Source organism: Nocardia sp. NPDC102475, assembly GCF_055584605.1.
The window spans coordinates 61,205-81,392 of the sequence record NZ_JBVJLS010000016.1; the positions used below are offsets into that span (position 1 = coordinate 61,205).

19 protein-coding genes are annotated in these 20,188 nt (G+C 66.1%); 11 read left to right on the forward strand and 8 right to left on the reverse strand.

Annotation, left to right across the window (positions count from 1 at the left end; all coding sequences use genetic code 11):
- Positions 1-21: 21 nt before the first annotated feature.
- Together ACZ60G_RS27100 and ACZ60G_RS27105 are read right to left on the reverse strand one after the other, a co-directional pair.
- Positions 22-915: an IclR family transcriptional regulator gene (locus ACZ60G_RS27100; protein ID WP_465813494.1), complete on the reverse strand. Its 894-nt coding sequence runs from the start codon at positions 913-915 to the stop codon at positions 22-24.
- Positions 916-1,174: 259 nt separating this feature from the next.
- Entirely contained in the window at positions 1,175-2,776 is a 1,602-nt protein-coding gene (locus ACZ60G_RS27105) for an FAD-dependent oxidoreductase (RefSeq protein WP_465813496.1), read from the reverse strand.
- Between the two features lie 250 nt (positions 2,777-3,026).
- Between ACZ60G_RS27105 and ACZ60G_RS27110 the strand changes: the two genes are divergently transcribed.
- The 4 genes from ACZ60G_RS27110 to ACZ60G_RS27125 all read left to right on the forward strand — a co-directional run bounded on the left by ACZ60G_RS27110 (position 3,027) and on the right by ACZ60G_RS27125 (position 6,810).
- Positions 3,027-4,028: a VOC family protein gene (locus tag ACZ60G_RS27110; RefSeq protein ID WP_063039323.1), complete on the forward strand. Its 1,002-nt coding sequence runs from the start codon at positions 3,027-3,029 to the stop codon at positions 4,026-4,028.
- Positions 4,025-4,870, forward strand: a complete 846-nt coding sequence (locus ACZ60G_RS27115) for an alpha/beta fold hydrolase (RefSeq protein ID WP_465813498.1) — start codon at positions 4,025-4,027, stop codon at positions 4,868-4,870. The genes ACZ60G_RS27110 and ACZ60G_RS27115 overlap by 4 nt, the downstream gene beginning before the upstream one ends.
- Positions 4,871-5,033: 163 nt before the next feature.
- Positions 5,034-6,215 carry an acyl-CoA dehydrogenase family protein gene (locus ACZ60G_RS27120; RefSeq protein WP_465813500.1) on the forward strand — a complete coding sequence of 394 codons (1,182 nt, stop codon included), beginning with the start codon at positions 5,034-5,036 and terminating at the stop codon, positions 6,213-6,215.
- A gap of 25 nt (positions 6,216-6,240) precedes the next feature.
- Entirely contained in the window at positions 6,241-6,810 is a 570-nt protein-coding gene (locus tag ACZ60G_RS27125) for a flavin reductase family protein (protein ID WP_465813502.1), read from the forward strand.
- A 74-nt stretch (positions 6,811-6,884) separates the two neighbouring features.
- On the opposite strand, the gene hsaA is transcribed toward ACZ60G_RS27125, so the two are convergent.
- Positions 6,885-8,051: a 3-hydroxy-9,10-secoandrosta-1,3,5(10)-triene-9,17-dione monooxygenase oxygenase subunit gene (gene hsaA, locus ACZ60G_RS27130; RefSeq protein WP_465813503.1), complete on the reverse strand. Its 1,167-nt coding sequence runs from the start codon at positions 8,049-8,051 to the stop codon at positions 6,885-6,887.
- A gap of 227 nt (positions 8,052-8,278) precedes the next feature.
- Here hsaA and ACZ60G_RS27135 point away from each other — a divergent pair, with 227 nt between their 5' ends.
- Both ACZ60G_RS27135 and ACZ60G_RS27140 read left to right on the forward strand, forming a co-directional pair.
- Positions 8,279-9,022 (forward strand): hypothetical protein, encoded by a 744-nt coding sequence (locus ACZ60G_RS27135; RefSeq protein WP_465813505.1) that lies wholly within the window; start codon positions 8,279-8,281, stop codon positions 9,020-9,022.
- Entirely contained in the window at positions 8,991-9,296 is a 306-nt protein-coding gene (locus tag ACZ60G_RS27140) for an alpha/beta hydrolase (protein ID WP_465813507.1), read from the forward strand. Before ACZ60G_RS27135 ends, ACZ60G_RS27140 begins: the two co-directional genes overlap by 32 nt.
- 70 nt (positions 9,297-9,366) lie before the next feature.
- Here ACZ60G_RS27140 and ACZ60G_RS27145 read toward each other — a convergent pair whose 3' ends face one another.
- From ACZ60G_RS27145 to ACZ60G_RS27155, 3 genes are all read right to left on the reverse strand, one after another.
- Positions 9,367-10,116 (reverse strand): SDR family NAD(P)-dependent oxidoreductase, encoded by a 750-nt coding sequence (locus ACZ60G_RS27145; RefSeq protein ID WP_465813508.1) that lies wholly within the window; start codon positions 10,114-10,116, stop codon positions 9,367-9,369.
- Between the two features lie 69 nt (positions 10,117-10,185).
- Entirely contained in the window at positions 10,186-10,956 is a 771-nt protein-coding gene (locus ACZ60G_RS27150; protein WP_465813509.1) for an SDR family NAD(P)-dependent oxidoreductase, read from the reverse strand.
- Positions 10,957-10,971: 15 nt separating this feature from the next.
- Complete coding sequence (locus ACZ60G_RS27155) at positions 10,972-12,090, reverse strand: acyl-CoA dehydrogenase family protein (protein ID WP_465813510.1); 1,119 nt, start codon at positions 12,088-12,090, stop codon at positions 10,972-10,974.
- A gap of 131 nt (positions 12,091-12,221) precedes the next feature.
- Here ACZ60G_RS27155 and ACZ60G_RS27160 point away from each other — a divergent pair, with 131 nt between their 5' ends.
- Both ACZ60G_RS27160 and ACZ60G_RS27165 read left to right on the forward strand, forming a co-directional pair.
- On the forward strand, positions 12,222-13,394 hold the full coding sequence (locus tag ACZ60G_RS27160; protein ID WP_465813511.1) for a thiolase family protein: 1,173 nt from the start codon (positions 12,222-12,224) through the stop codon (positions 13,392-13,394).
- 6 nt (positions 13,395-13,400) lie between these two features.
- Entirely contained in the window at positions 13,401-14,207 is an 807-nt protein-coding gene (locus tag ACZ60G_RS27165; protein ID WP_465813512.1) for an enoyl-CoA hydratase-related protein, read from the forward strand.
- 200 nt (positions 14,208-14,407) lie between these two features.
- Here the strand turns inward: ACZ60G_RS27165 and ACZ60G_RS27170 are convergent, their stop codons facing one another.
- Entirely contained in the window at positions 14,408-15,103 is a 696-nt protein-coding gene (locus ACZ60G_RS27170) for a DUF8020 domain-containing protein (RefSeq protein ID WP_465813513.1), read from the reverse strand.
- Between the two features lie 50 nt (positions 15,104-15,153).
- The gene (locus ACZ60G_RS27175; RefSeq protein ID WP_465813514.1) at positions 15,154-16,407 is read right to left on the reverse strand and encodes an ABC transporter substrate-binding protein; all 1,254 of its coding nucleotides are present in this window, start codon (positions 16,405-16,407) and stop codon (positions 15,154-15,156) included.
- Between the two features lie 189 nt (positions 16,408-16,596).
- On the opposite strand from ACZ60G_RS27175, the gene ACZ60G_RS27180 reads away from it, so the two are divergent.
- The 3 genes from ACZ60G_RS27180 to ACZ60G_RS27190 are packed head-to-tail and all read left to right on the forward strand — an operon-like array spanning position 16,597 to position 20,155.
- Positions 16,597-18,633: an ABC transporter permease gene (locus tag ACZ60G_RS27180; RefSeq protein WP_465813515.1), complete on the forward strand. Its 2,037-nt coding sequence runs from the start codon at positions 16,597-16,599 to the stop codon at positions 18,631-18,633.
- Entirely contained in the window at positions 18,630-19,436 is an 807-nt protein-coding gene (locus tag ACZ60G_RS27185) for an ABC transporter ATP-binding protein (RefSeq protein WP_465813516.1), read from the forward strand. Before ACZ60G_RS27180 ends, ACZ60G_RS27185 begins: the two co-directional genes overlap by 4 nt.
- The gene (locus ACZ60G_RS27190; protein ID WP_465813517.1) at positions 19,433-20,155 is read left to right on the forward strand and encodes an ABC transporter ATP-binding protein; all 723 of its coding nucleotides are present in this window, start codon (positions 19,433-19,435) and stop codon (positions 20,153-20,155) included. The genes ACZ60G_RS27185 and ACZ60G_RS27190 overlap by 4 nt, the downstream gene beginning before the upstream one ends.
- Positions 20,156-20,188 lie beyond the last annotated feature (33 nt).

Genomic DNA, 20,188 nt, shown 5'->3' on the forward strand with positions numbered 1-20,188 from the left:
GGTGCGGGGCTGTTCGTTATTTCAGAACCACGCGCCCCGCTCGCCCATGGCGACCAGTTCGCCCAGCGCCTCGCTGGGCAACGCGATCCGTGGTGTGGCCGGTACGTGCCGTGGCCGTTCCGGCTGCGGCGCGACGCCGAACAGCTTCTCCGATATCGCGTGCGCGGTATTGGCGACCAGTGGCGCCAGTCGTTCGAGTGCGGCCTGGGCGTCGCAGACGATGGATATCGCGCCGATCGGCCCGTCCGGCCCGCGCACCGCGGCACCGACACAGGCGATATGTGAATAACATTCGCCGCGCTCGAAGGCGAGGCCGTTGCGCGCCCGGATCCGGCTCAATTCCTGGTGCAGGATCCCGATATCGCTGATGCTTCGGGTGGTTCGCTTCTGGATCGCGCCCTTGAATTGTTTGTCGACCCGCTCGGGTGACAACCAGGCGAGCATGCTTTTGCCGATGGCCGTGCAGTGGGCGGGGGCGCGGCCACCGACTCGCGACGGAATTTCCACCGCGGCCCGGCCACCGAATTTATCCAGGTAGTAGACCTCGGTGCCGTCCAATACGGCCAGGTGCACGACCATCTCGGTGCGCACCGCCAGCGCATGCAGCGGCGGGAATGCCGCGGCACGCAATGCGTTGTGGCCGTCTTCTCGGCCCCCGAGACCCAATGCCAGGGATCCGAGGCCGTACTCCCTGCCGTCGCGTTCCAGCCAGCGCAGCTGAACGAGATGTTTCAGAATGCGATGGGTCGAGGACCGGGGTATGTTGGTCCGGCCGCTGACCTCCTCGAGCGTGAGGCGCGTCTGTGCGCCCCCGAACGATTCCATGATCAACGTCATGCGTTCTACCAGCGATGGGGATAACGCAGACTGCTCTGCGGCGTCGGCAGCTTCACTGATCCTCAACATTGAGGTCATTTCAGCGCCTCCTTACTTCGGAGACTCGAACTTCAGCGGCCAGTCTAACCACGCGAAGGCACCGTTTTGGCGGAAATCGCTCAAATTTATACAGATCGGTACAGAGAACATTTGCCGAAAAAAGGGTACTGATCTCTATCCCGGCTGTTTCTCGCCGCCGGGCGCTCCTGGTATCGGCCGGGAGTTGTTCGCTCCCGACCGAGGCTCAGGTTACTGAATATTGCTCGTGCTCAAGCAATCTCGGGGATCGAGCCACCTGTCAAACGGCGGCCCCCGCGAGGTCGAGTGCCGCACGATAGGAGAAGACGAGGGAGGAGCCGACCGGTGTCCCGGCACCCGGGTAAACCCGACCCGACATGGCGGCCATCGTGTTACCGCTCGCGTACAGGCCCGCGATCGGCTCGCCGTCCTCGCGCAGTACGCGGGCGTTCTCGTCGGTCTTCAGGCCGCCCTTGGTGCCGATGTCGGAAAGCGCGACTGTGGCGGTGTAGTAGGGCGGAGTGTCGATCGGCGCCACCAGCGGGTTCGGGTAGCTGTTGTCGAGTGGATTCACGTAGTTCATCACGGGTCCGGCGGGGAATCCGACGATGTACTGGGCCATCTGGTCCCAGACGGTCTCGCCCCGGTGGAACTTCTCGTCGACCCCCTTGTCGGCGTAGGAGTTGAACTCCTCGATCGACTTGCGGAGGTTCTCGGCGGGCACGGCGATGAGGTCGGCCAACTCCTCGATGGTGTCGGCCTTGCGCAGCGCACCCGATTCGAACCACTCGGGGCGGGGCGGCACGGCCGGGTCGCCGCCGAAGCTGTCCCGGTCGATGTGGCGCTGATCGAAGATCCAGTGGCACGGAATGTGCGCGACGCCGGTCTCCTTGTGCTGCCGCAGCATCTCTCGCCCGGCCCGGTCGTAGGGCAGCAGTTCGTTCATGAAGCGCTCGCCCACGCTGTTGACCCAGATGCCGCTGCGGGTACCGGTGTGGAAGACCGGCCGTCCGCCGGGCTGTACGACACCGGGGACGTACCACGCTTGGTCGAGCAGCTCGGTGGCGGCTCCGATCGCGACGGCCGCCTGCAGCGCGTCGCCGGTGTTCCCCGGAGCGCCGTCGGACCAGTCACCGTGGTACGGGGCGACCTTGTGTTTCTCGCGCAGCTCGCGATTGCGCTCGAATCCGCCGGCGGCGAGGATGACGCCGCGGGTAGCGCGAATCCGGACGCGCTCGCCCTTGCTGACCGCCTCCACGCCGACCACCCGGTCGCCCTCGACGATCAGGCTCTCGAGCGCGGTCTCGAGCTTGTAGGACCCGTTCCCGGTCTCGAGGAACGCCTTCAGCGCTCGCGCGATGAGGGCGCGGCCGCCGGTGAGCAGGGGTCCGGCTTCCGCGCCCGAGAGCTCGTTGGGGAGTAGGTCGCGGATCAGCGGGGCGAGATCACCGAGCTCGGCGGCCTCGATCTCGGCCGGGAAGATGGTGTTGCCCGCGGCCGTCGCGCCGGGCTTCTCCGCGAAGTAGTCGGGCACGGGCTGGTAGGTGAAGGACCCGAACCACGGGTTCTGCTCGATTTCGTCGATCAGCTGCGGACCGGTGCGCAGATAGGCATCCTGCATGACTTCGCGGGATGGATCGTCGACGATCTCCCGGAGGTAGCCGCGCACCGTTTCGGCATCGTTCTCGATGCCCGCGCGCCGCAGCGGGGCGCTGCCCGGAAACCACAGTCCCGCACCGGAATAGGCGGTCGTGCCGCCGAAGCGATCGGTCTTCTCGATGACGAGCGTGCGCAGGCCGCGAGATGCGGCGGCGTAGGCGCCGACCAGCCCTCCTCCGGACCCGACGACCACGACGTCGTAGGTTTCCTCGTCAGCGGGCATATCCATCTCCTTGCTTCCGGACCGCGAATCTCCTGCCATCGCCCGCCCAGTGACCTGGGTCACCCGGGGCATGGACCTCCCGAGTGTGGGGGCTGCGGCGATCGGGCCGGGATCGGTTCCCGCTGTGCGGAAGCAGTGCTTCCTCCGGCCACCGCGAACGCGCGGCTTCCGGTGGGCGGAAATTCTCCTGGTGGCGCACGCCACACGAATTAGCGTTCCTGGCCGTCAATCGATTTCAAGGAGAGCTCGCATGACTCTTTCCCACGACTACGATCCCGGCCCTCGGATCGCCCACGCGGGTGGCATCAATCTCGGCACGACGGACCTGGAGCGTTCGCTGGGGTTCTTCCGCGACCTGCTCGGCATGGAGGTCGTCGCGCAGACCGACGACGGCGTGGCCTACCTGCGCGGCTACCAGGAGCTCACCCACCACTCGCTCGTGCTGACCCAGCAGGATGAGGCCACGGTGAACACCTACAGCTTCCGGGTCCAGCGCCCGCAGGATGTCGAGCTGTTTTACGAGCAGCTCCAGCGGCAGGAGATCGAGACGATAGAGCTGCCCGCCGGGCACGAGGTGGGCCGCGGCACCGCGATCCGGTTCCTGGTGCCGGGCAGTGAGCATCCGTTCGAGCTCTACTACGACATCGAAAAGCCGCTCGCGCCAGCGGAGTTGCGCTCGAAGCTGCCGAGTAACAGCTCGCGCCGCCGCGGTTTCGGCGTGCGCCGCCTCGACCATCTGAACGTGCAGACCAGCGCGAGCACGGTGAACCAATCCGAGCAGTGGCTGCAGGACGCGCTGGGCTTCAAGCGCCGTGAGTTCGCGATGATTCCGCAGTTCCCGGAGACCATCATGGCGTCCTGGCTGTCGGTGACCCCGCAGGTGCACGACATCGCGATCGGGGTGAACGGTGAGGACGCGAAGGCGCGCTTCCACCACATCGCCTTCAATATCGAGAACTACCACGACATTCTGCGGGCCGCGGACGAGATTCGTGATCTCGAGATCGATTACGGGCACGGTCCGGGTAAGCACGGCATCGGTCAGGCGATGTACCTCTACATCCACGATCCCGGTTCCGGTCACCGCGTCGAGCTCTACTCCGGCGGCTACCTGATCATGGATCCGGACTGGCAGGCACTCGAGTGGAAGGTGCCCGAGCTGCAGTACGGCCAGACCTGGTACGGCGATGTCCTCGATGTCGGCCCGGGCGCCGGATTCCTCAGCACCTCGCCGTCCGCGGGCCTGAAATGACGCAGCGGACCGCTGATGTCGACGGGCTCACCTTCAACTACCACGAGGTGGGTGAGGGTGAGCCGCTGATTCTGTTGCACGGTTCGGGTCCCGGTGTCAGTGCCTGGTCGAACTTCCAGCACAATCTGCCGGTCTTCAGTGAGCAGTTCCGGGTGATCGCACCCGATCTGCCCGGCTTCGGCGGTAGCGCGCTGCCCGAACTCGACGAGATCTACCCGGTGGTCGCCGCGAAGCGGATCGCGCGGCTGATGGATCACCTCGGCATCGACTCCGCGGTGTTCATCGGCAACTCCATGGGCGGAGCGGTGGCGGCGGAATTGGCCGCCCTGTATCCCGAACGGGTGCGTCGGATGGCCATCATGGGCTCCGGTGGACTGTCGGTCGGTATCTTCCAGGCCGAACCCAGCGAGGGCTTCCAGCGACTGTTCGAATTCCTCGGTGATCCCACCCGCGACCGGATGATCGCCTGGATCAAGGCGATGGTGTTCAACCCCGCGCTGATCACCGACGAACTCGTCGACGAACGCATGCGCAATGCCACCGCCGAGGGTGTGATCGACCGGATGAAGGCGATCTTCGGTTCGATGTTCGATCCGAAGCTGCGTCAGACGTATACGCCGCTGTGGACGAAGGCCGCCACCATCACGACGCCGACGCTGATGCTGTGGGGTCGCGACGACCGGATGCTGCCCTACGACCAGGCGCACTTCGCGAACCGCTGGCTGCCCGATGTCGAATTGCACACCTTCGCCCGCTGCGGGCACTGGGTGCAGATCGAGCGCAAGTCCGATTTCGAGCGGGTGGCGATCGAATTCCTCACCCGCAAACCAACCGCCTCATAGTCGCCCGACGCCGACGCACCATGCGTCTTTCCAGTGAGCGGAAAGTCTGTGGTGACCGAATGGACCAAGGAATCACAATGAGCCAATCCCCTCGCCAGATCGGCACTTTCGGTGGCCGTCGCGGCGGCACCTGTAGTTTCCCAGTAAGTAGGAGGTGTGCGTCGTGGCACACGAAGTAGTCCAACGTGTCGAGGAGCTCGGGCCGGAACTGGCCGCACTCGCCGAGGAGAACGAGAAGCTCGGCAAGCTGAGCGATAAGACCGCCGAACTGCTGCGTTCGGCGGGGGTGATGCGGCTGCTGCAGCCCAAGGAGTTCGGCGGTTACCAAGCGCATCCGCGTGATTTCGCCGAAGCGGTGATGGCGGTCGCGCAGCACGACCCCGCCGCGGGCTGGGTATGTGGCGTCGTCGGCGTTCATCCGTGGGAGATGGCGCAGATGGATCCCCGTCTGCCGCAGGAGGTTTGGGGCGAGAACCCGGACACCTGGATCGCCTCGCCCTATATGCCGATGGGCGTCGCCGATCCGGTAGAGGGCGGTTACCGGCTCAGTGGGCGATGGCCGTTCTCCTCTGGCACCGACCACTGCGAGTGGGTCTTCCTCGGCGCCTTGCTCGGCGACGGCACCGGGAAGCCCGCCGGGCCGCCGACCGTGCTGCATGTGGTCGTCCCGCGTGCGGACTACAAGATCATCGACGATTCCTGGGACGTGGTCGGCCTTTCGGGTACCGGCAGTAAGGACGTGGTGATCGAGGGGGCGTTCCTGCCCGACTACCGCGTCATCGTCCAGGACGAGATCATGCAGGGTGCGGCGGCAGAAAAGCGCGGCCTTACCGACGCGGTGTACAAGCTGCCCTTCACCACCATGTTCCCGCTCGGGTTGACTTCCGCGGTCATCGGGATCTGCGAGGGCGGACTGCGTGTGCATCTGGACCAGCAGCGCGAGCGCGTCGCGGTGACCGGTGTCCAGGTGCGCGACGATCCGTACACGCTCTACGCCGCGGGTGAGGCGGCTTCGGAGATCGAGGCTTCGCGGATTCAGCTGATCAACGGCGTAAGTCGGCTGTATGACCAACTGGAGTCCGGGCAGCCGATCACGCTGGAGGACCGGTTGGATATCCGGCGCAATCAGGTCCGCTGTGCCTGGCGGGCGGTTTCGGCATTGGACGAGGTCTTCGCGCGCTCCGGTGGAAACGCCGGTCGGCGGAGTAACCCGATCCAGCGGTACTGGCGTGACGCGCATATGGCAATGCAGCACATGGTCCACGTTCCCGGTACGGCCTATCACGCGAATGCACTGGTCAAGATGGGGCTCGAGCTGCCGCCGTCGATGGTCGTGATGGTCTGACACGAGCGGATAGGAAAGGACGGATATGAGCGAGCGAACCATCAACACAGCCGACCACTCGCTCGTGCCGGAGACGGTGGTGGCGATCAATACGCGCCACTTCCGGAATGTGCTCGGCCATTTCCCCACGAGCGTGGTCGCGGTCACCACCCTCGACGATGATCAGCGCCCGCACGGGTTCATCGTTGGGACGTTCACCTCCGTCTCGCTCGACCCGCCCCTGGTGTCGTTCCTGGTGGACACGTCGTCGACAACCTTGCAACGCATCCGCGAGACCGGGCGGTTCTGCGCAAATGCGTTGGCGGGCAACCAGGAACACGTGTCGCGGCGAATGGCGTCCAGGGGTGGCGACCGGTTCGAGGGCGTGACGTGGCAGTCGTCCGCATTGGGCAATCCGGTATTGGACGGTGTTGTCGCGTGGGTGGACTGCACCGTTGCCCAGATCGTCGAGATCGGTGACCACGTTCTGGTCGTCGGGCAGGTGCACGAACTGCGGGTGGAGTCGGTGCGTACTCCGCTGCTGTTCTTCCGCGGTGGGTACGGCGACTACCTCGCCAGCGCGTCGCTTGTCCTGGACCAGCTCGTCGGCTGGTAGTCACCTGAACCCGGTGTAGCAGTGCGCAATTCGACGACCCCAATGGCAGGGCAGGCCATTGGGGTCGTCGTCTGTCAGACCAGCATGTCGTCGACGTACAACCCGAACGAGCCGCGGCCGCACAGCGCCAGCGACGATTCGACATCGTTACCGGCATGGATACTGCCCGTATGCGCATCCCGCCAGGCCCGTTCGATCGGATTGCCACGGCGTCGTGACATGCCGCCCGCGGCCTGGAAAACCAGATCGATCGCGGTGATCGCGCGTTCGGTGCCGCACACCTGATCCCGGCGGCCGCGCAGCCGCAGCTCCATCGGGATGTCCTCGCGGCGGCGCGCGCGTTCGTACAGGTCCTGCAGGTTCCGGTGCAACTGCAGCACGGCGGCGTCGACATCCGATTCGGCCCGCGCCACGGCGATCTGCACGGACCGGTCCGTGCTGAGGCTGCCGCCGCCGAAACTCGGTCGGTTGAGATTGCGCATTCGCGTGAGAAATTTCTCCAGGCAGCCTTCCGCCAAACCGATCATCGGCGCGGTGACCGAATAGCTGTACATCGTTCCGAACGGCATGCGATACAGCGGACCGGTATTCAGTTTCTGGCCCGGACCACGCCGGTGGGTGACGTCGTAGTTGCGCGTCGTTCGATATTCCGGGACGAAGATGCGATCGATGTGCAGGTCATGGCTGCCGGTGCCGCGCAGGCCCACGGAGTCCCACACCTTGTCGATACGGTAATCCGCGCGCGGTACCAGCGCGGACACGATATCCACCGGATCACCGTTCTCGGCGTAGACAGTGCCGCCGAGTACCGCCCATGACGCGTGTGCGCAGCCGGATGCGAAGCGCCAACGTCCGCTGAGTTCGTAGCCCCCTTCGACCGGCGTCAATCGGCCGACCGGCGCATAGGACGGACAGATCAGCGCATTCGGGTGATCGGACCACACCTCGCGTTGTGCGCGCTCGTCGAAAAGTGCCACATGCCAGGGAACTACCCCGAGCACCGAAGCCACCCACCCGGTGGAGCCGCAGGTGCCCGCGATCATCCGGACCACGTCGTAGAACTGATTCGGATCGGCCTCCAGGCCCCCGCTCCACTTCGGTTGCAGCAGCCGAAAGACGCCGGCGGCGATCAGGTCGGTCATCGTCTGTTCCGGTATTTCTCCGGTCACGTCGACCTGCGCCGCGCGTTCGGCCAGTTCCGGCAGCAGCCCGCGCACCGCCTCGGCTACATCGTTGTCCATGCCGTAATCCTGCGCCCTGAGCACCGCGTACTCCAGCCGGAACACGACCGGCCCGCACGCGGCTGCCGCTGAACGGGAATACGCGGCGCGGACGATGGGGCGGCTGTGCGGCCGTCCCGCTCTGCGGAAGTTCGCCGACGGTCGAATGTGCGGGTCATCACACTAGGGGAGCTTTCGTCCTCGGGACGGAATTGCTGGCGATGAGTGCAGAGATCGAAGGAGATCCGTTGAAAAAGTCAATCTATTTCAGATTACAGCGCTGGTCGGCGTGGAGCGGATTCCTGGTCCTGGTACTGATGCTGGCCGCCTACGGGATCGGCGACCTGCTTTCGCCCATGAGTCCGACGATGTCCGCGAATGAGATTCGCGACTTCCTGATCGAGCATCAGCACGGGATTCTGCTGTGTGTGGCCATCATGGTGCTGACCGTGCCATTCGAATATCCATACGTCGTCGCGACCAGCATGCAGATGAGGCGGGTCGAGGGCGGCTGGGGCTGGCTGTCGATGGTTCAGCTGACCACCGGCGTCGTCGCGCCGACCGGTTTCTTCTACCCCTTGGCGATTCTGGCCGCCGCCGCATATCGGCCGGAAAGCCATTCCCCTGATGTCCTGTCCGCGATGACCGACATCTTCTGGCTGATGTATGTGGGCAACGCCTGTATTTTCGTCCTGCAGGTCTGGTCGATCGGGTTCGCTTCCTACTTCGACCAGCGCGACAAGCCGATTTTCCCGCGCTGGTACGCGCACCTGAGCATGCTCCTGGGGGTCCTGCTCATCTCGGGCGCCTTCGTCTTCCTGAACAAGACCGGCCCCTTCGCGTGGAATGGCATTCTGGCCCAGGGCATTCCGGCGATCGTCTACCTCGTCTGGAAGGTCGCGACGCCGCTGGTACTGCTGAAGGCGATCAAGGGCGAGGAAGCCGAACTCGCCGCGAAGGATGCTGTCGAGGCGGAGCCCGCGACCGCATAGCTCTGCGCTGTTCAGGGATTTCACGAAGGGCTTCCCGCCGACCCTGCTGCTGAGCGGCACCCGCGATGTGTTGTTGTCGGACACCGTGCGCCTGCACCGGAAGCTGCGCGCGGCCGGTGTCGGGGCGGACTGCATGTCTTCGAAGCTGCGGGTCACGGCATGTTCCTCGGGACCGCACCGGAGGACCGGGAAAGGGCCGGGGAAATCCGACGATTCGTCGACGAGCACTGGGCGGGGCGCTGAGACGAGCACTGGACCGCTGATCCGAGACTGAGGCCGGGTATCGCAATTCGATTGCGATACCCGGCCTCAGTTGTTGTTGCGCAGGGGAATTCGGCGCAACGTTAGACGGAGAGTGCGAAACCGCCTGTCACACGGAGCGTTTCGCCGGTGACGAAGGACGCCTTCGACGAGACCAGGTACAGCAGTGCCTCGACGATGTCGCGCTCCTCGCCCTCGCGCTGGAGGATCTGCTGACCCATGACGCGCTCGGCCTCGTCGCGAGCGAGTTCGGCCCGAATGGTTTCGGTGAAGATCAAACCGGGTGCGATCGCGTTGACGCGGATGCCGTCGGGGGCGAATTCGCGGGCGAAGGACATGGTCAGGCCGCGTACGGCGAGTTTGGAGACGCCGTAGACGGTGCGGTTGGCGTAGGCCGCCGACGACGAGATATTGACGATCGATGCGCCCTCGCGCCCGGTCATCGCCTTGTGCGCCGCGAGCGTGCAGTTGACCACGCCCATGACGTTGACGTCGAACACCCGCCGGACGTTGGCCAAGCCGAGTTCGGTGAACGGCCTGTTGTATGCGGCGTGCAGGCCCGCATTGTTGACCAGGATGTCGATACCGCCGTGGCGTTCGGCAACCGCGTCGATCATCGCGGCGACGCCGTCCTCGTCGGCGACATCGCAGGCCACGCCGGTCGCACTGCGGCCATGCGCGATCAGTTCCGCGGCTGCGGATTCGGCGACCTCGCCGTCGATATCGGCGAGTACGACGTGTGCGCCCAGTTCCGACAATGCGGTGCCGAATGCCTTACCGAAGCCGCGGCCGCCTCCAGTGATGATCGCGATTTTGCCCTCATGTTCGGACATCGCGTCCCTCCTTCGAACAGGGCACCGCAATGTGATGCCCGACTTGAACTTTCGCGTTCGAAACCGCGACTACTTCGGGGCGAACCGCTGGCCCGCATCGAGACGCAGGCACTGGCCGTTCAGCATCGGGTTGTCGATGATGGCGAGGGCGAGTTTGGCGTACTCCTCCGGACGGCCGAGCCGTTTGGGGAAGGCGGCGTCCTTGACCAGCTGCGCCCGCGCCTCGTCCGGGATTTTGGCCGTTATACCGGTTTCGAACAGGCTGGGCGCGATGGCGAGTACCCGGATACCGAGAGAGCCGAGATCACGGGCCATGGTCAGGCACATGCCCGCGATGGCGGCTTTGGAGGCGGTGTAGGCGACCTGACCGATCTGACCTTCGAAGGCCGCGATCGAGGAGGTGTTGATGATGACGCCGCGTTCGCCGGTATCCTCCGGATCTTCCGGCGCGTTGCGGCTCATATGCGCCGCCGCGAGCCTGCTGATATTGAAGGTCGCGACGGCATTGAGGTCGAGCACCTGACGGAAGGTCTCGAGGTCGTGCGGACCGTCCTTGCCGAGCGTGCGCTTGGCCTTGCCACCACCTGCCGTGGTGATCGAGACATGTAGTCCGCCAAGGGAATCCACGGCGTCGGCGAGTGCCTGCTCGGTCGCCACGAAGTCGGTGATGTCGACGGGGTGGAAGCTGGCGCCGAGCGCGGCGGCGACCTCGGCGCCCGCCGTACCGGGGCGGTCCAGTACCGCGACATCGGCACCGCGCGCCGCGAGCAGTTCGGCACTGGCCCGGCCCATACCGGAGGCGCCGCCGAATACGACGGCCTTCTTACCCTTGATTTCCATGGAATTCCTTGTCGTTCAGACGGATGCGGGGGACTGTTGCAGCAGGGTGCACAGCCGGTCCCGATGGACGGTGACGCCGCCGTAGAGGACGGCGTCGGTCTCGGCTCGGCGCAGGTAGAGATGCAGGTCGTGCTCCCAGGTGAAGCCGATGCCACCGTGTAATTGCAGGGCACGGGCCGTGACCTCCCCAGCGGCGGAAGAGGTATACGAGGCCGCGACGCAGGCCGCGCGCGTGGCGTCATCGGCATCGGCGGCCATCGCCGCGTAGTAGGTGGCCGCACGGGCGCCGTGCACGAACATCGCCATATCGGCGCACGCGTGCTTGACGGCCTGGAACGTGCCGATCGGCCGCCCGAACTGCACGCGGGCCTCGGTGTATTCGACGGTGAGTTCGAGCATGCGCGCCATGACCCCGAGGGCATCGGCGCATCGCAGTACCGAGGCGTAGTCGAGCAGCCATTGCACATCGGCGGCCCCGACCTCGAGGCGGCGCTCGGCCGGGACGCGCACCTGCTCGAACCGGACCTCGTAGAACGCGCGCGTCAGATCCAGGACCTGCTGACGCCGCACGGTGACCCCGGCGCTGTCCCGGTCGACGAGAAAAGATGTCGGAACGCCTTCGTGTCGCGCGGTGACCAGCAGCCAACGGGCGCCGCCCGCATCCTGCACCGCGGTCTTGACCCCATCGAGAATGAACTCGTCCCCGTCGCTGCGGGCCTCGGCGTGCACCCCGTCCAGCGTCCACGGTGCCCGCGGTTCCGCGAAAGCCCAAGTGGCCCAACCGGATCCCTCGGCGAGTGCGGGCAGCACCTCGGCCCGCAGTGCGGGTGCGCCCGCGGCGGCGATCGCGGCACCGACGACGGCGGTCGAGACAAACGGACCGCGTCCGAGCCCGCGCCCGATCTCCTCGGCGACCAGTGTCAGCTCGACCAGCCCCTGGCCCGCACCGCCGTACTCCTCGGGTAGCGCCAAGCCGGGCCAACCGAGCTCGGCGGTCAGCCGCCACAGCTGTGGGTCGACGTCTTCGTCGCGCTCCATCCAGGTCCGTAACGCCGCGATCGGCGCCCGGTCCGACAGTAGGTCGCGCGAGGCAGCGCACAACATCGTCTGCTCGTCGCTGAGCTCGAAGTTCATCAGTCACCACCCGATGCCGAAGACATAAACGTCATTGCGAAGGTATCCTTTTTTACATCTCGAGTCGAGATTCACCACGCTTTTCGCCGCGAATCTTTCCGGCAGCGCGGTAATAGAGTACAACGAATTATATGACTGACGCCGTTTTACTCTCCGCCTGCCGTACCGCCATCGGCACCGCCCGCAAGGGCACTCTGCGCGACACCAGCGCCTTCGATCTCGCCACCGTCGTTGTCCGGGAGGCGGCGCAACGCAGCGGCGTGCCGCCGGAGCTGATCGATGACATCGTGCTCGGCGAATCGGTGGCCGGTGGCGGCGATATCGCCAGGTATGCCGCGATCGAAGCCGGGCTCACGCACGTTCCCGGCTTGGCGCACAATCGGCACTGCGCCTCCGGATTGGCGAGTATCGCGACCGCCGCCGGGAGCGTGCTGGCCGGGATGGACCGCGCGGTGATCGCCGGTGGGACCCAGTCGTTCTCGACCGCTCCCGTTTCGCGTCGGCGGATTCCCGGTACCGACGACTGGCAGGACCCATGGAGCTCGCCGTCGCACGTGTCGACGCCCGAGGCGCCGAGCAACGATATGGCGATGCTCGTCGGCTGGAATACGGCGCGGCTGGCCGGGGTGTCCCGGGAGGAGATGGACGCCTGGGCCCTCGGGTCGCACGAGCGGGCCATCGCGGCGATCGACGCCGGCCGGTTCCTCGACGAGATCGTCCCGGTGAAAGTCACCGACCGGGACGGCGGGGTCTCGGTCTTCGACGTCGACGAACATCCGCGCCGCGGCTCCAGCATGGCGAAACTCGCGGCGCTGAAGCCGCTGCATCCGGAGATCGAGGGTTTCTCGATCACCGCCGGTAACTCCAGCGGATTGAACGACGGTGCGGCCGCGGTGGTCGTCGCCAGTTCCGAACTGGCCGCCGAACACGGGCTCGCACCGCTGGCCACCGTGCGGTCGTGGGCGAGCGTCGGCGTCGATCCGGTGCGTACCGGCCTCGCGCCGATCGAGGCGATCCGAAAGGCGTTGGACCGCGCCGGGATCGGCATCGGCGATGTGGATCTGTTCGAGATCAACGAGGCCTTCGCATCGGTGACCGTGGCCGCCGTGCGGGGATTGGGCCTGGATCCCGAGCGGGTCAATCCGTTCGGCAGCGGTTGCAGCCTCGGCCATCCGATCGCGACCACCGGCACCCGGATGGTGGTGACCCTGGCCCATGAATTGCGCCGTCGCGGCGGTGGTACGGCGGTCGCGGCCATGTGCGCGGGCGGCGGCATGGGGTCGGCACTGGTCCTGACGGTCTGAGCGGCCGTGATCGAGAGGCCGGACGAAGGACTGGGTGCTGCGGGGCTGAACGCCGAGGAGTTGAGTACGGAAGGTCTGGACTGCCGCTGGGTGGACGGCGTGCTGTGGCTGACCCTGGACCGGCCGCGGGTGCGCAACGCCATGACGATCGCAATGCGCCGGGCATTGATCGCGGCGATGCGCGCCGCCGATGCCGATGTGACGACCCGATTGGTCGTGCTCACGGGAACCGATCCGGCATTCTCGGCGGGTATCGACCTGAAAGAGGCGCTGGGAAACGGTGCCGGGTCACCGCGCGGGGCGCGCACCGATCCGGCGGCGGTGGTACGGGCGGCCCGCACGCCGGCACTCGGGGTCATCAACGGGTTGTGCTACACCGGCGCATTGGAATTGGCGCTGTCCTGTTCGTTCCTCATCGCCTCGGAGCATGCGAGTTTCGCCGACACGCACGCCGCGATCGGATTGCCGCCGGGGTGGGGGATGAGCGCACTGCTGCCCCGCGCGGTGGGTGTGCGTCTGGCGCGTCAGATGATGCTGACGGGGGAGCGGATCGATGCGGCAAGGGCCCTGGTGGTGGGGCTGGTGAACGAGGTCGTCCCACACGATCGGCTGCTCGACCGAGCCTGGGAGCTAGCGGATTTGATCCGCCTAGCCCACCCGGATGCCGTCGCGGGGACACTCGAACTGCTTGCCGATGGTGAAGGCACCAGCCTGGCCCATGCCCTGGCGTTGGAGGCGCGGGCGAAGTTGCGCTGGCGTTCGGATGTGGTGGACGTGGCGCGCCGATTCGCGGCTCGGACCAACCGAAAGTAACTGTGCGACAACCCTTCCACTGTGACTGAGCGCCGCTGACATCAAGAGCCCCGTACCTCGTTTGGTGGCGAGGTACGGGGCTTTTGTCTGCGCCGGTCGCGCTGATCGGCGTCATCGCTCAGGCGAGCACTCTGGTTGTGGCGGCCAGAGTGCTCGCGGTAGCGATGCGGGCGTCCCTGTCAGGCCTTCGGCGATTCGGGTTACTTCGGTGCGGGCATCGGCGAGTTGATCGTGGTGAAGTACTGGATTGCCGCCATGATCGCGACCGGTGCGGTCACCAGGAGCTGTCCGGCCAGGGTGCCGAGCGCGCCGATGGCCACGATCCCGCCGATACAGCCGATGGCCGCCGCGGGAATGAACGCGCCGAACAAACCGACGATCGTCGCCGAGGCGACGGTGGCGCCTGCGATGCCGCCCAGAACACAGCCGACGGCCCCGCCGGCGATGCCGCCGACCATGGTGCCGATCGTCGAACCCGCCGTGATGGTGCTGATCATCCGGCCGAACGCGGCCTGTTCCCGGTCGTAGGGGGTCTTCCAGGGGGCCTGGTCCTCATAGGGCAGGGCGACCGGGGTGTACACCGCGTGTTCAACGTCGAACTGCGGGGTCAGTGTGGCGGTGCGATCGGTGATCTCCGCGGCGATGGGGAAGACGAAATCGTCCACCCGGAAAGCCAATTCGGCACCGGCGAGGGTGATCCCGTTGGCTGCCTTGATCTTGAATATCCCGTCTTCCACGGCCATCGAACCGGCATCGGTGCTGACGATCGTGGATTTGTCGGTGACGTTCGTCGTGTAATGGACGCCGTCGTCGGCCTGTGGTGCGGCGACACCGGCCTGTGCGGTTACAGCGAGCGCGGTTGCCAGTAACACACCGGTGGCTGCGATTTTCCTCATCCTGTGTTCTCTTTCTTTCGGATCCCTCGGACTTCGATGTGGAGGGACGTCTACTTCGGCACGACCTTCAGGTCCGGAATCTGCTCGCCGCAGGCCGGAGCGCCATTCGTGTCCGGCACGAACTTGTCGCCGCGCAGGATGGAGATGAAGGTGCAGTTGCCCGGGGAGCCGACCGAGTAAGAGCCGCGGTTCTCGAAATCGGCAGGCTTCGGGAACAATCCACCGGCAGTCCAGGTCTTGTCGGTACGCAGCGCGGACATCAACTGCTCCTGGCTTGCGTTGCAACCGGCCTTCTCGAGCCCCTCGATCAGCAGGTCGGCGCTGACCCAGCCCACCGCCATCGAGAAGGACGGGATACCGCTCTCCGAGCCCGCATACTGCTTCAGCGCCGCCGAAAATGCCCGAGTCGCTTCGGTATTCATCTCCGTCGGTGCGAATGACGTCATGAAGCCGACGCCTTGGCCCGCCGCGATCGCCGGCGGCGACTTCAGCAGATCCGCCCCGTAGCCGGTGGCCAGCAGCACGGACTTCATCTCGACCCCGGCCTGCCGCAGACCGGTCATGAGCGCGAATCCGGTATCCGGAATGACCGGCGCGTACAGCACATCGGCACCGGATTCCTTGATGCCGAGGACATAGGGACCGACATCGGTAGTCCCGAACGGAATGCGGATGTTGACATAACCGCGCGTCAGTCCGGCGTGTTCGGCCGACAGCGCGGCGCCTTCCGCCGACTTCGTGGCACTCGGGGTGTTGTAGGAGAGCACGGCGGCCTTGGTGCCGCCGATCTTCTTCCAGTAGTCACCCAGGGTCGTCGCGGTCTTGTTGTAGTCGGTACCACCCGTCGCGGCGAAGAGGTTGTCGTACTTCGGGTTGAACCACTGCTCGCCGCCGTCGAAGCCGGCGCCGAGGAACGGCGTCTTGCTCGCCTGGGTGCCCGCGTACTGGCCTGCGCCGTAGAAGTACGTGCTCACCGGCAGTACCGCGTAGACGTGATCCTGCTGCACCAACTTCTGTGCTGCGGTCAACGCGCCCTGCGGTGTGGACTGGTCATCACCCATGACGACGTCGAAGCCGCGCGCCGCGCACTTGCCGTTCGCCGCCTGGTATGCGGCGAAGCGGGCTTTCACCCCGGGTTCGGTACCTGCGTAGTTGGCGGTCGCGGCGCCGCTGAGCGAGGTCAGCACGCCCACCTTGACCGGCCCACTCGTATCGGCCGGGCCGCCGGAGCCGCCGCTGCCGCACGCAGGAACAAGAAACATTGCGGCGCACACCCATGCTGCGATCGCACCGACTCTGCGCATCTGCACTCCTCTAGCTATCGCCGATCCAGCTACGGTGCCGGAACGGCTCTGAGGGCTACAGTGGAGCATATTCAGTACCCTTTGTATCCGTTTTTCACGAAGAATCCGGACAAAATCCTTGACGATGACCCTCTATTAGCGCACTCTTACCCGTACCTTCAGAGCGTCGAACTTTTAGGGGCCTCACCGTTGCTCTCCTACGTTCTCGCCGGCCTAGCCCTCGGAGCGATTTACGCAATCGCCGCGGCATCGCTGGTCGTCACCTACGTTTCCTCGGGCGTTTTCAACTTCGCCTTCGGCGCCATGGCCTTCGCCGTCGCCCGCTTCTACTACTTCCTGCACGTCGAACACGGGTGGTCGATGCCGCTCGCGGCCGTCGTCGCGATCGGGCTGTTCGGCCCGGCTCTCGGCATCGCGCTCTATGTGCTGCTTTTCCGCTACCTGCGACTGCGCTCACCGCTGGTCAAGATCGTCGCGACGATCGGCCTGTCGGTCGCATTGCCACCGCTGGTCAACCTGGTGCTGGGACACCTGGTGAACACCACGGCACCCGGCCTTGCTCCCCAACCGCTGCGGATATTGCACGTATTCGGGGCGGTCGTCGATATGAACCAGGTGATCACCTATACGGGCCTGGCGGTGGTTTTGCTCGTCGGCACCGGGCTGCTCCGGTATACCGATATCGGCCTGCGGGTTCGTGCCCTGGTCGACTCCGAGGCGCTGACCGCTATGTCCGGAGTCAGCCCGACCCGGGTGTCGCTCGGCGTATGGGCATTCAGTGCACTGTTGGCCGGACTCGCGGGTGTTCTCGTCGCCCCGACCGCGGGACTCACGGTCGAGGGCATGACCTCATTGATGTCGGCCGCCTTCGCGGCGGTGGTCGCGGCGCGGCTGCGCAGTCTGCCGATGGCGGTCTCGGTCGCGCTCGCAATGGGTGTGGTCACCAATGTCATCCAGCGTTACCTCGACCCGCAGAGCCCGTTCTCGGCGCAGATCGTGCCCAGCATTCCGTTCATGTTCATGCTGGTCTTCCTGCTGTACTACGCGGTGCGTGGACAGGCGGGCGATACCACGGCGGGCGGCGCGCTCGATCGCGCGATCCGCACGGCCAATGCCGGAGCGCCCGGTAGCTCGGGCGGATCACGCACCGGGCGGACCCGACCGACGGCCGCACCCGTCGCGGCCGTGGTGACGTTGGTCATCGTCGCGGTACTGCCCCTGGTTCTCGAGGACTTCTGGGCCGGTCTGGTCGGTGCCGGTATCGCGCTCGCGATCGCGCTGCTGTCGTTCACGCTGGTCACCGGTGAGGGCGGCATGATCTGGCTGTGTCAGATCACTTTCGCGGGGTTGGGTGCCATCTTCGCGGCTGATCTGACCACCAATTCCGGGTGGTCGCCGCTGGTGGCGGTCCTGGTCAGTGCGTTGTGCATCGTGCCGATCGGCGTGATCCTCGGCTTGCTGACGATCCGCCTCGGCAACCTGTACGTCGCCCTGGTCACGCTGACCTTCGGCCTGCTCGCCCAGAACCTGATCTTCATGCGGGACCGGTTCTACAACTCCGGCCAGGGCATCTATATGCCGCGCCCCGAATGGGCCGCGGACAACGCGACATTCGCTCTGCTCGCCCTGGTGGTGTTCATCGGGCTCGGTCTGCTCGTGGTCAATCTGCGGCGTTCGACCGCGGGACTCGCGGTGACCGCGGTCCGGTGGAGCGAACCCGGCTCGCGCACGCTCGGCCTGAGCATTCTTCCGATCAAGGTGCTGGTATCGGCCCTCGCCACGTTCGTCGCGGCGATCGGCGGCGGATTTCTCGCGCTGAATTACCAGTCGGCACTGCCCGATTCGTTCAATGCGTTCACCGGTCTGGTCTGGCTGGCCGTTCTGGTCACCCTGGGCGCACGGTCGATCATGGGCGCGCTGGTCGCTGGGGTGGCTTTCGCGGTGCTGCCCAGCGTGTTCCAGACCTACCTGCCCACGAGTTGGGCCGAGATCCCGGTCATCATGTTCGGCTTCGGTGCGATCATGCTCGCCCGCAATCCGGACGGGATCGTCGCGATGCACGCGCGGCAACTCGACGATGTCATTCGTTGGTGGCAGCGCCGACGGCCCGCCGTCGAAAGCTCCGAAATATTAAAGGCAACAACGGGTTCCGAGACGACACCGGCGGTGGAGCAATCCCGCGAGCGCGTCGAGGAACCACAGCTGACCCCGGGAGACCTGGCATGACCACCGACCCAACCCCACCGCGGATCGAGGCCAAAGGTGTGACCGTCCGCTTCGGTGGACTCGTCGCCCTCAACGACGTCGACCTCCAGGTCCCACCCGCCTCCATCGTCGGTCTCGTCGGCCCCAACGGCGCGGGCAAGAGCACCTTGTTCGCGGTGCTGTCCGGACTGCTGAAACCGAGTTCCGGCGCCGTCCTGATGGACGGTCACGATGTCACCAAGGCGAGTGCGCAGTCGCGGGCCCGGCGCGGCCTGGCCCGCACCTTCCAGCATCCGGAGCTCTTCTCCGGACTCACCGTCCGCGAACACGTAGTGCTCGGCTACCGGCTCCGGCACGCCCGCAGCCGGATGTGGACCGACCTCGTGACGGCGGGCGGTTTCCGCCGCGCCCCCGCCGACGAGGACCGACGGGTCGACGAGATCCTTGCCGCACTGCAACTGACCGGGCATGCCGATCTGCCGGTGGCCGGGCTGCCGCTGGGCACCAGCCGGCTCGTCGAGATCGCCAGGGCGCTGGCCGTCGATCCGAATGTGCTACTGCTCGACGAGCCGTCATCGGGGCTGGACGCACGCGAAACCGATGAGCTCGCGGGCACATTCACCCGTGTCGTGGCCGACCACGGTGTCTCGCTGCTGCTGGTCGAGCACGATGTCGATCTGGTGCTCGGGCTCAGCGATGTCGTCCATGTGCTCGACTTCGGCGTCAAGATCAGCGAAGGAACCCCGGCCGAGGTCCGCGCGGATCCGGCCGTGCGCGCCGCGTACCTGGGCGCGGGCCCCGACGAGGAAAGGACCTCGGCATGACCCCCACATCTGCCTTGCTCGCCGTCCGCGACCTGAGCGTCCGCTACGGCGCCGCACAGGCACTGCAGGGCGTGACCTTCGATGTGCATCCGAACAGCGCGCTCGCCGTGCTCGGGCCGAACGGTTCCGGAAAAAGCACCCTGGCCAGGGCGCTGTCCGGGCTCGTGACGCCGGTGGACGGAATCGTCGAACTCGACGGCCGCGACATCACCGGCGCGACGCCGGACCGGATCCGGCGCGCGGGCCTGGTGCATCTGCCCGAAGGCCGCGGCGTATTCCCGACCCTGACCGTGCTGGAGAATCTGCGCATGGCCACCGCGGCCGATCGGCGGCGCAGTGCCGCGGCCATCGAGCATGCCTTCGAGATCTTTCCCGTGCTGCAGCAACGGCAGCGTCAGGCCGCGGGCACCCTTTCCGGCGGTGAACAGCAGATGCTGTCGCTGGCCAGGGCGCTGATGGTCGAACCGCGGTTGGTGATCGCCGACGAGATGTCGCTCGGGTTGGCGCCGAAGATGGTCGATGTGGTCTTCGAGAGCCTGCAGCGGGCCAGGGCGGCCGGTGTCGCGGTGATCATGATCGAGCAGTTCGCCAGTCGCGCACTGGCTTTCGCCGATCACTGCCTCATCCTGCAGCGTGGGCGGATCGCCTGGTCGGGTGCCGCCGATCAGGCCGGTGACGAACTGCTGCGCGGCTATCTAGGTGACGCCACCGCGGCTTGAGGTGTGCATAGAAAAGAGGCCGAGGCGCATTGC